We start from the raw sequence: 10,020 nt of genomic DNA on the forward strand, positions 1-10,020 counted from the left end.
CGGCGCGGGCGAGCTCGTCGCGATGGACGTCGTCGCGCAGCGCGGCGAGTTCGGTGGCAAGCGTGCGGACCTGCTCACGGACGCCGGTCAGGTCGGACTCGGTCTGCCGGCGCAGCGCCTCGACGCGCTGGCGTTCGGTGTCGGCGGCGACGAGAGAGCGTTCCAGGGCGGTCAGGGCGGTGTCGGCGGCGTCGGCGGCCGCCGCGGCCACCGCTGCCTGGCGTTCCCGGACCTCCCGGCGGCGCGCCGCGGCCATCCGCGCGGCACGTTCGTTCGCGGCGGAACGCACCAGCGCGTCCGCGCGGCCGGCCAGCGCCCGCGCCCGCTCCTCGCTGGTGCGCACGGCGAGCCGGGCCTCGACCTCCTCGGCGCGCACGGCCGAGGTCGCCGCGACCAGCCGGTCGCGTTCGGCTGACGAGCGTTCGCCGCTCTCTGGTTCGTCCGAGGCCGCGGCCAGCGCCGCCTCCAGCTCCGCCAGCGCGCCATATGCCTGGTCACGGGCTGTCTCGGCCTGGGCGCGGGCCCGTTCGAGCCGTTCGATCTCGGCCGCGCCGGAGCGGTTCGCCCGCTCCAGCTGGGAGAGCTGCTCGGAGAGCGCGCGGTGCCGGGCGTCGGCGCCGTGCAGCGCCGCGAGCGCCTCGTCGATCCCGCCGCGGGCCCGGGTGACCTCCTCCCCGGCGGCGGCGACCGCTCCCCTGGCGTGTTCGCCGCGGCCGGCCGCGGCGAACATCTGGCTCTCCGCTTCCTCGGCGGCGGCCTGCAGCTCCAGCAGGGACGGTGCCCGGGCGCTGCCGCCGGTGGCCAGCGCCGGCCCGATCACGTCACCGGCCCGGGTGACCGCCCGGATGTCGGGATGTGCCCGGACCACCTCCACCGCGGCGGCGAGGTCGTCGACCACCAGGGTGGCGGCGAGCATCCGCGCGACAGCCGCGGCATAGCGCGGGTCACCGACCCGCACGAGATCGGCCGCGGGTACGCCACCGCCGCGGGCCTGTGGCGACAGGGCCCGCGCCGGGTCGGCCGCGCTGTCGGCCGCGGCGCCCGGCGCCGCGCCCTCGGCGGCGACGACCAGGGACGCCCGGCCGGCGTCGACCGCCCGCAGCCACTCGAACGCGGCGGTGACGTCGTCGGTGCCGGCGACGGCGACGGCGTCGGCGGCCGGGCCCAGCACGGTCGCGACGGCCACCTCCGCCCCCGGCTCGACCGACAGCCATCCGGTGAGCCGGCCGAGGATGCCGGTGGGCGGTTCGACACGAACCTCGACGTCCGCGACCTCCGCGGCGTCGGCGGCGACCCTGTCCTGCCCGCCGGCGGCCTCCCGGCCGGCCTTCCCCTTTTTCCCTTTGGGCTCTTTGCCCCTGTTTCCCCTGCCGGCAGGTCCGCCGGCTCCGCTACCCGCGCCGGTCTGGCCGGCGGGCGGGGGCGTCCAGCTGTCGGCGGCGGCGTCCAGCAGTGCCGCGGCACCGTCGCGCGGGGTCAGCGACAGGGTCAGCGCCTCCCGGCGAGCCTGCCAGGACGCCCGGTCGCGTTCGGCGGAACGCTCCTGCGCGCGCAGTTCCTCCAACCGGTCGGTGGCGGTGGTGTGCACCGCCACCGCCTCGTCGTGGCGCGCGGTGAGCTCGCCGCGGGTGGTCCGGATCCGGGCGAGCTCCGACTCGAGCGCGATCCGCTGGTCGCTGGTCTCCCCGCCGCGCAGCCGGGCCGCATCCACCGCCTCGGACATCCGGACGATCTCCGTCTCGGCGCTGGCGGCCCGGGATCTCGCAGCCTCGACCCGGCCGGCCAACCGGGCGAGGTTCTCCCGCCGGCTCGACGCCTCCCGCGCGGCCGCTACCAGCGCCTTCTCCTCCTGGGCGAGCGCGGCTTCGAGCCGCGCCCGGCGGGTGACGACCTCCTCGAGGCTGTCGCGGTCGGCGTCCAGCCGGGTCAGCAGCGCGTTCTCCTGCTCCCGGACCGCGGCGGCCTCCTGCTCCATCTGCTCGGGGTCACGGCCGCTGCGCTGCTCCTCGGCACCGGCCCGCAGCAGCCGGGCCCGCTCGGCGGCCAGCGACCGGGTGCCCCGGATGCGTTCCCGCAGGGATACCAGGGCGTGCCAGACCTCGCCCGCGGCAGCGGCCCGCGGAGTCACCGCGGCCAGCGCCGCCTCCAGCTCCTGCTCGCGCCGCTGCCCCTCGGTGTGGGTACGGCCCACCGTGGCGAGACGGGCTCGCAGCGCCTCCTCGTCCCGGATGTCGGTTGCCAGGTCGCCACGGGCCGTGACGATGTCGTCGGCGAGTAGCCGCAGCCGGGAGTCACGCAGCGTCGCCTGGATGACGCCCGCCTTACGGGCGATCTCCGCCTGCCGGCCGAGCGGGCCGAGCTGACGGCGCAGTTCGGCGGACAGGTCGGTGAGCCTGGTGAGGTTGGCGGCCATCGCCTCCAGCTTGCGCAGCGCCTTCTCCTTGCGCTTGCGGTGCTTGAGCACGCCGGCCGCCTCCTCGACGAAGGCACGGCGGTCCTCCGGGCGGGCGTGCAGGACCGCGTCGAGCTGCCCCTGCCCGACGATGACGTGCAGTTCGCGGCCGATCCCGGAGTCACTCATGAGCTCCTGGATGTCCAGGAGCCGGCAGGTGCTGCCGTTGATCGTGTATTCGCTCTCGCCGCTGCGGAACATCAGCCGGCCGACGGTGACCTCGCTGTAGTCGATCGGCAGGGCGCCGTCGGTGTTGTCGATGGTCAGCAGCACCTCGGCGCGGCCCAGCGGCGGCCGCGACGGGGTACCCGCGAAGATGACGTCGGACATGGTGCCGCCGCGCAGCGCCTTGGCCCCCTGCTCGCCGAGGACCCAGGCCATGGCGTCGACGACGTTGCTCTTGCCGGAGCCGTTCGGCCCGACCACGCAGGTGATACCGGGCTCAAGGTGCAGAGTCGTCGAACTCGCGAACGACTTGAAACCCCGCAGGGTGAGGCTTTTGAGGTGCACCGGTCTCCGACAGCTGTCGCAGGGAACGGGCCGCGGACAGTTGGCCGCACAGTGTCACCGACGGTCGGGCCCGCCATGCGTGCGTAGGCCCGTCTCTGCCGCCATGCCCGAGGGGACGATCGGGTACTCACGATACTGCGGTGTCCGGTGGCGAACCGGGGCCGGGTGCGGCGGCCTGACAGGGACCGGCGGAGACCGAGACAGGCGGGCACCGGAAGATGAATCGTATCACCGACAGAAATCGACGGAGCTCGCTACGTCACAGGCATGGCGGGAAACCTCGACGGGAGGTTTCATGAATGCCGCCGACAACACAAAGGGACGTTCCCCATGAAGAGAAACGTCCCTTGGGTCCCGCTGCGGGTCCAGGAGGATCAGGTCAGCGCGGGCTCTGCCTCGAACGCTCGGAGTTCATCCGAGACATCGACCCCTTCAAGAGCATCATTGAGAGCGCGGCTACGCGCGAGCTCGTCCTCCAGTTCTGCTACACGCGCACGAAGTCGGCGTACCTCATACGACAAACGAACGTCGTTGCCAGAGCCGACGTGGCCGAAAAGGGCCTTCGCCATGATAGTGGTCCTCCACGATGAGTGACCGAGCGGGTGCGGGATGCGCTGCGACCTGGCCAACCGGCTCAGGCAGGCCACACGACGCGCCAGACAATGAATCGAGGATGGCACGTCTTGCGACCGAAAGTCAAGACGATGCCATACCCCACTCGCCGACTACGGCGTTTTGTCGAGATGGGGACACCCGGGCCTGTCGGAGTGTCCGTCGGCACGACGGACACTCATGTCACCGGGTTGTCATGCCACCCACACCGACACGGCCGGTCAGCCGGCCGATACGCGCCGGGACCGTTACCAACCCGGTACACACGAGCCCGCTGGCATCCCACCGCGACCCACCCGCACACCGGTCCGGTCCGGTCCGGACCGGACCGGACCGGACCGGACCGGACCGGACCGGACCGGACGATTGATGCCGGACCGGACGATTGGGAGTGTCAACAAACGCGTCACTTACGAACAAAATTCAGCAGGTCACCGCTGGGCGGCGACCAGGAGTACGTCACCTGCGTCGTCCGGCCGGGCGTGTGTCCCGCCCGCAACATTTCCAGCAGAGTCTGGCAGTCCGCGCGCGGACCCTCGACGATCACCTCGACCCGGCCGTCCGCGAGGTTGGTCGCGGAACCCACCAGGCCGAGCCGACGCCCCCTCGATCGAACATACGCACGAAAACCAACACCCTGTACGGTCCCCGACACCCATGCCGTGAGCCGAACCGGTGGCTCCCCGGACGCGGAGTCACCGGAAACAGCGGAATCGGCGGGGCCGCCGTGCGGGCAGGCGGGAACGTCACGCATGAAGCCGGTAGGATACCGGATCACTGTGGACACGACACATTCCCCCCGCTTCCGTCAGCCTCGGTCGCGCCGGTACCGCCGCGGCCGGGTCGCGCTGACGACGGTGTGCGCCATCGTCATCCCGTCGACGCTGCTCCTCGGCGGCTGCGGCCAGAACTTCGAGCAGGACGGCGGCGTGCTGCCGGTGCCGAAAGCCAGCACCGAAGGCCTGCGCAGCGCGATACCGGAGCCTGAGCCCGCCGCAGCCGAGATCATCGGGCCCGGCTACGCCCCGCCCCGAACGTCAGGCCCTACCCAGACAGCGGTCCCCAACATCCCCGGTGGCAAATACTGATCCGGTACCGATCTGGTACTGATCCGACAACAGGTCAGGTGCCGATCCGACGGCAGCCACCGACGCACCGGCCCCACCTGGACCGACACGCCCGCGGCTGACGCGCCCGACCTCCCCTGGCTGGTCACAGCTGCTTGCGGTGGGGCCTGCTGGCGAGGCGGCTGCCGGCGCCGATATCGGCTCGCTGCCCGGCCTGAAAGCCGGCCAGCCCGCCCGACCCGGACAGGTTGCGCGACCGCGTCGTGCGCAGCCGCGGATAGACCTCGCCGACGTGCCGGTCGACCCTCGCCGACCGGTCGGCGAGGACGAGATCGACCGATCGACCGCCGGCATGCCCGGACCGGTGACGTTCCCTGGCCCCGGACTCGGCCGCGGTGAGCCGGCTCTGAACGGCGGCGGCGAACCCGGCCATCCAGGATCGGCGGAACGCGCGGACGTCCTCCGCGGGCGGCACCCGAACCAGCGCGAGGGCGTGCGCCTGCTGGACCAGCAGGGACGTGTAGAGGATCTGGGTCCGTTCCAGATCGGCCGCCATCCCGAACAGGTGCGCCGCGTGCGCGATCGCGCCGCCCAGCGGGTTCGTCCGGTGGATCAGCCGGCAGCCGAGCGGGCCGGCGATGGCGGCCAACAGGGTAATCTTGTCCCGGGCATAGGGATGGTCGACGCCCAGCACGACGTCCCCGGCCGTCGCTGTGGTGGGCGCTGTCTCCTCCAGCAGCGCCCGGTCGATGCCGTACTGGGCGATGAGGTCCGCGGCCTTGTCGTTGTAGGACTCCCGAGCCTGTTCGGGCAGGCCCTCGGCCTCGGCCATCGCCAGCAGCTTGCGGATCTTTCCCAGGGCGGCGTCCGCGTCCATGACGGTTGTCGCGCTCCTCCCACTACCAGCTGCCGACAGCCGCCTACCAGTGCGCCTTTCGCGGGCGTGGCTGGCAGCGCGGACAGGTGAAACTGGACCGGTTCATGAAGGCGTCCCGGCGGATCGGGGTTTCGCACCGCGTGCAGGGCAGGCCCGCCCGCCCGTAGACCGCGAGCGAACGGTCGAACAACCCGCTCTCACCGTTGACCGACACGTAGAGCGCGTCGAAAGAGGTGCCACCGGCATGTAGGGCCTCGAGCAGCACCTCGCGCACCGACTGAAGTAACCGGTTGAGTTCGCCGCGGGTCAACGTCCCGGTCGGACGCGCGTAGTGCAGACCCGCTCGCCACAGTGATTCGTCCGCATAGATGTTACCAATCCCGCTGACGAGGGTCTGGTCGAGCAACGCCCGTTTGATCCCGGTCCGGCGGCGGCGCACGGCCGCGACGAAGCCGGCGTCGGAGAAGCCCGGGTCGAGGGGGTCCCGGGCGATGTGCGCGATCGGCGCGGGCACGCCCGCGTCTGCCGGGACGACCGCCAGTCCCCCGAAGGTGCGCTGGTCGACGAACCGCAGCTCCCGGCCGGCGTCGGAGAAGGTGAAACGCACCCGCAGGTGCGTCTCGTCGGGCTTCTCCGTGGCGACCACCAGGAGCTGGCCGCTCATCCCGAGATGGCCCAGCAGCGCAGCCCCGCTGTCGAGGGCGAGCCACAGGTACTTGCCCCGGCGGCAGGCGGCCTCGATCGTGCGGCCGGTGAGCACCGCGGCGAAGTCGGCGGCGCCGGCGGCATGCCGCCGGACCGCCCGGGGATGGGCGACCGCCACCGTGGCGATCGTCCTGCCGGGCAGCGTCCGCTCAAGGCCGCGGCGGACCACCTCGACTTCGGGCAGCTCAGGCATCGGGCATTCGGGGATCAGCTGTTCGGGGATCAGGGCGCTCAGGCATCGGACTCGGGCATCAGAAGGACGTCGGACAACGTGGGTGGCGGTCAGCCGTTGCCCGTGCCCACGGCCGCCTCGGAATGGCCATGGGTGGTCTCTGCCACAGAGTCAGCGGTGGCGCCGACGGCATCGGATACCGCCTGGCCGGGAGCTTCCGCCTCGTCCTCCAGCGCCTGGAACGCGGCGGCTGCGGCCCGCTGCTCAGCCTCCTTCTTGCTGCCCCCGTCGCCGTGACCGAGCACCCGGCCGGCCACCACGGCCCGGGCGGTGAACCGTTTGGCGTGGTCCGGCCCGAACTCGTCCACCTCGTACTCGGGGGGGCCGAGCAGCAGGCTGGCGGTGCGCTCCTGCAACGACGTCTTCCAGTCCAGCCCGGCGCCCCGGCCGGCGGCGACGTCGAGCAACGGGTCGAACAGCCGGTGGACGAACTCGGAGGCGCTCCCCAGACCGGACGACAGGTAGACCGCGCCGATCAGCGCCTCCAGGGTGTCCGCGAGGATGCTGGCCTTGTCCCGCCCGCCGGTGGTCTCCTCGCCGCGGCCGAGCAGCAGGTAGGGGCCGATGCCCTTCTCCCCCAGCGTGCGGGCGACCTCGGCCAGGGCCCGCATGTTGACCACGGACGCGCGCTGCTTGGCCAACTGCCCCTCGGGCAGGTCGGGATGACGGTTGAACAGGGCGTCGGTGACGACCAGGCTGAGCACCGAGTCCCCGAGGAACTCCAGCCTCTCGTTGGTCGGCAGGCCACCCTGCTCGTAGGCGTACGAGCGGTGCGTGAGCGCCAGCTCCAGCAGGTCGACGTCGACGGGCACGCCGAGCGCGGCCCGCAGGCCGTCCCGGGGCACCGGCGGAGGCAGGCCGCGGGTCATGACGGCAACCCGGCTCGGCTGCGACGGCGGGTGACGAGACCGGCCAGGGCCGCCCGTTGGCGCGGCACCCATCCGGAGCGGTCCGCGACGGATGCCTGCGCGACTGCCCGCGCGATCGCTTCCGCGACGCCTGAACCGGCCGCACCGGAACCAGGCCCGCCGCCCGCGACGATCACGATCCCGTCGACGCCAACCACGAATGCTCCCTCCTGCGGATACCACCCCGACAGCGCCGGTGGTGGCTGGTCGACAGACTCCGCCACCGCCCGCAACCACGAGACCACAACAGCCCCGGTCGAACCGTCGCAGACCACGACGTCGACCTGCCCGCCGGCCGCCACCGTGGTGGCGTCGACAGCGCCGACGACGTCGAGCTCCAGCCCGGCGAGGAAGTCACCGAACTCGCCAGACCCGTCGGGCGCGCTGACGTCCAGGCCCCCGGCATACGGTCCATCGGCGCCTGGCCGACCGGTACCCGGTCCACCGGCGCCAAAGCGTGCTCCGGGGCGACGGACTGGCCCCGCCACCAGCCGGCCGACCCTGGGACGTGCCACGCCCAGACAGGCCGTCGCGTAGGCCGCGCCGACGATCGCATGCTGGACGAGCTGGTCTGCCCCGGTACCGCTGCCGGGGGCCGCGCCCGCGTCCAGCAGGACCGTCGGGCGCGACCGGGAGCCGAGCAGCACGGCGAGAGCCGGCCGGGTCGCCCCCGGCACCGGCCCAAGAGTGAACGAGGCGGCGGCCACGAGCGCTTCGGGCGGACCGGCGGAGACGACCGCGTCCGCCACACCATCTCTGATCAGCCGGGTCGCGACACGGACCGTGGCATCCCGCCTCGAGCGGACCTCACGGGCCGCGTCCTGGCCAGGACCGATCAGATGGGGCGCTTCGGCCAGCCGTAACCGGCCACCGACGGTGAGCCCGCGCTCGGCCGACAGCCGTTCAGCAACCGCGGACGGACCGACGACGCTGACCACCAGCGACTCGTCGGCGTCCAGCGCGCTGCCGATGCCGTCGACGACCGCATCCGGCGCGCCGTCACCACCCAGCAGATCGACCGCGACGTGTGTCACATCAACTTAGACGTCGAGGACCTGTCGATCGTTGTAACGACCGCACGTCGGGCAGACCGTGTGCGGACGGGTCACGTGGCCGCGGGGGCACTTCGTGAGGGCCGGGGCCTGCGTCTTCCACTGTGCCCGCCGGGAACGGGTGTTGCTGCGCGAGGTCCGGCGCTTCGGGACGGCCACTAGTCCTTCTCCTTGCTCTCTGCGTTGGTGTTGCTCGCTGTGTTGGTGTTCTCGTTCGGTGACAGGTTCTCGATCAGTGACGGCAGCGCCGCCCACCGGGGATCGGCACGGGCGTGCGCATGGTCGACGTCGGGGTCGTCCAGCCGGCCCCCGCAGTCGGCGCACAGGCCGGCGCAGTCCGGCCGGCAGCAGGGGGACAGCGGCAGGCTGAGCACCAGCGCGTCGCGCAGCGCCGGCTCGAGATCGAGATGGTCGTTCACGACCTGGAAGGAGTCGTCCTCGGGGTCGTCGGGGGCCCGGTCCGGGTAGTAGAACAGCTCGCGGATGTCGACCGTGGCGTCGTCCTCGATCGGGTCGAGGCAGCGCGCGCACTCACCGGTCAGCGGTGTGAACGCCGTGCCGCTGACCAGCACGCCCTCCATCACGGCTTCCAGGCGCAGATCCAGGTCGATGGGCGCGCCCGACAGGACGTGGAGCATCTCGGTGCCCAGCTCCGCCGGCGCGGGCACCTGCGTCACGACACGCTTCATCGAACCCGCTCGGCGGCCCAGCTCACGGATGTCGAGCACGAGCGGACCCCGAGGGGCCCGGCGGCGGAATGACGGCGCAGTCATGGAGGAGGTGCCTGTCGTTGCCACGGAGTACCGGATTCACAACTCTCGGGTGTCGCAGATGGCCGACCGCGTGACGATAACGCGGTCATGATCTGTGGCTCGTCGGTCGGTGGGTTCGGCGCCCGGGAATCCAGGCACCGGAGACCACCCTATCCGATCGTCTCGCCAAATCCGCTCACCGTCACCTCGGGACGGGCCGGGGGACCGACCGCGGCACGCCCGCCGGCCTCGGGTCTCCAGCCAGCGGACGGTCCCCGACCGCCACATCAATGACCGGGACCGGCGCGCCCAGGCATCCGGACGACCCGCGCCCGTCGTCCGCCCCCGCGTCACGAACCATCGCAATGGCCGCCTCAGGGAGACATATGGAGATCCGCAGTAAGCGGTAGGCCATGGCCGGTGGTGGACCACGGTCATACGCCCTGACTCACCGCGAGTGATACCAGCCATTCACGGTAGGGGTTGCTCGGTCCAGACGGTCTTGCCGGTGGAGGTATGACGAACGCCCCAGCTCTGACAGAGCTGGGCGACGAGGAACAGGCCCCGCCCGCCCTCGTCGCAGCCACGGACCCGGCGCGGACGGGGAGAGCCGCAGCCGCCGTCGGAGACCTCACAGATGAGGACGCGCCCCCGGACCAGGCGCAACGTGATGGGAGCGGCACCGTGGCAGATCGCGTTGGTGACCAGCTCGCTGACCAGCAGTTCGGTGGTGAACACCGCTTCTTCCAATCCCCATGCGCACAACTGCCGGGAAACCCCGGCACGGACCGCGGCGACAACGGCGGGGTCGAGGGGCAGCACCCAGGTGGCGAGTTGCTCCACGGTCGGGGCG

Annotated in this window: 11 protein-coding genes; 1 reads left to right on the plus strand and 10 read right to left on the minus strand. The window is 72.2% G+C overall.

Annotated features, from left to right (window positions below):
- The 3 genes from CM1CMNOD_RS17105 to CM1CMNOD_RS17115 all read right to left on the minus strand — a co-directional run.
- On the minus strand, positions 1–2,962 hold a 2,962-nt coding region (locus CM1CMNOD_RS17105), incomplete at its 3' end, for an AAA family ATPase (protein ID WP_131774084.1).
- Between the two features lie 374 nt (positions 2,963–3,336).
- Positions 3,337–3,531: a hypothetical protein gene (locus CM1CMNOD_RS24155; protein WP_013874839.1), complete on the minus strand. Its 195-nt coding sequence runs from the start codon at positions 3,529–3,531 to the stop codon at positions 3,337–3,339.
- A gap of 449 nt (positions 3,532–3,980) precedes the next feature.
- Entirely contained in the window at positions 3,981–4,328 is a 348-nt protein-coding gene (locus CM1CMNOD_RS17115) for an acylphosphatase (protein ID WP_043607010.1), read from the minus strand.
- Positions 4,329–4,353: 25 nt separating this feature from the next.
- Here CM1CMNOD_RS17115 and CM1CMNOD_RS17120 point away from each other — a divergent pair, with 25 nt between their 5' ends.
- Positions 4,354–4,662, plus strand: coding sequence for a hypothetical protein (locus CM1CMNOD_RS17120; RefSeq protein WP_241247619.1), 309 nt, complete (start codon positions 4,354–4,356; stop codon positions 4,660–4,662).
- Positions 4,663–4,786: 124 nt separating this feature from the next.
- Here the strand turns inward: CM1CMNOD_RS17120 and CM1CMNOD_RS17125 are convergent, their stop codons facing one another.
- The 7 genes from CM1CMNOD_RS17125 to CM1CMNOD_RS17155 all read right to left on the minus strand — a co-directional run.
- Entirely contained in the window at positions 4,787–5,518 is a 732-nt protein-coding gene (locus tag CM1CMNOD_RS17125; RefSeq protein WP_013874841.1) for a DUF2786 domain-containing protein, read from the minus strand.
- Positions 5,519–5,561: 43 nt separating this feature from the next.
- Positions 5,562–6,416: a bifunctional DNA-formamidopyrimidine glycosylase/DNA-(apurinic or apyrimidinic site) lyase gene (gene mutM / locus CM1CMNOD_RS17130; protein WP_013874842.1), complete on the minus strand. Its 855-nt coding sequence runs from the start codon at positions 6,414–6,416 to the stop codon at positions 5,562–5,564.
- Between the two features lie 89 nt (positions 6,417–6,505).
- Positions 6,506–7,324, minus strand: coding sequence for a ribonuclease III (rnc, locus tag CM1CMNOD_RS17135; RefSeq protein ID WP_013874843.1), 819 nt, complete (start codon positions 7,322–7,324; stop codon positions 6,506–6,508).
- Positions 7,321–8,397 (minus strand): fatty acid synthesis plsX protein, encoded by a 1,077-nt coding sequence (locus CM1CMNOD_RS17140; RefSeq protein ID WP_013874844.1) that lies wholly within the window; start codon positions 8,395–8,397, stop codon positions 7,321–7,323. The genes rnc and CM1CMNOD_RS17140 overlap by 4 nt, the downstream gene beginning before the upstream one ends.
- A 6-nt stretch (positions 8,398–8,403) precedes the next feature.
- The gene (gene rpmF / locus CM1CMNOD_RS17145; RefSeq protein WP_013874845.1) at positions 8,404–8,574 is read right to left on the minus strand and encodes a 50S ribosomal protein L32; all 171 of its coding nucleotides are present in this window, start codon (positions 8,572–8,574) and stop codon (positions 8,404–8,406) included.
- Positions 8,574–9,188, minus strand: coding sequence for a YceD family protein (locus CM1CMNOD_RS17150; RefSeq protein ID WP_013874846.1), 615 nt, complete (start codon positions 9,186–9,188; stop codon positions 8,574–8,576). Before CM1CMNOD_RS17150 ends, rpmF begins: the two co-directional genes overlap by 1 nt.
- A gap of 450 nt (positions 9,189–9,638) precedes the next feature.
- The coding region (locus CM1CMNOD_RS17155; RefSeq protein ID WP_131774083.1) for an ATP-binding protein at positions 9,639–10,020 on the minus strand (382 nt) is incomplete at its 5' end.

The organism is Protofrankia symbiont of Coriaria myrtifolia (assembly GCF_900634755.1).
Taxonomy (GTDB): domain Bacteria; phylum Actinomycetota; class Actinomycetes; order Frankiales; family Frankiaceae; genus Protofrankia; species Protofrankia coriariae.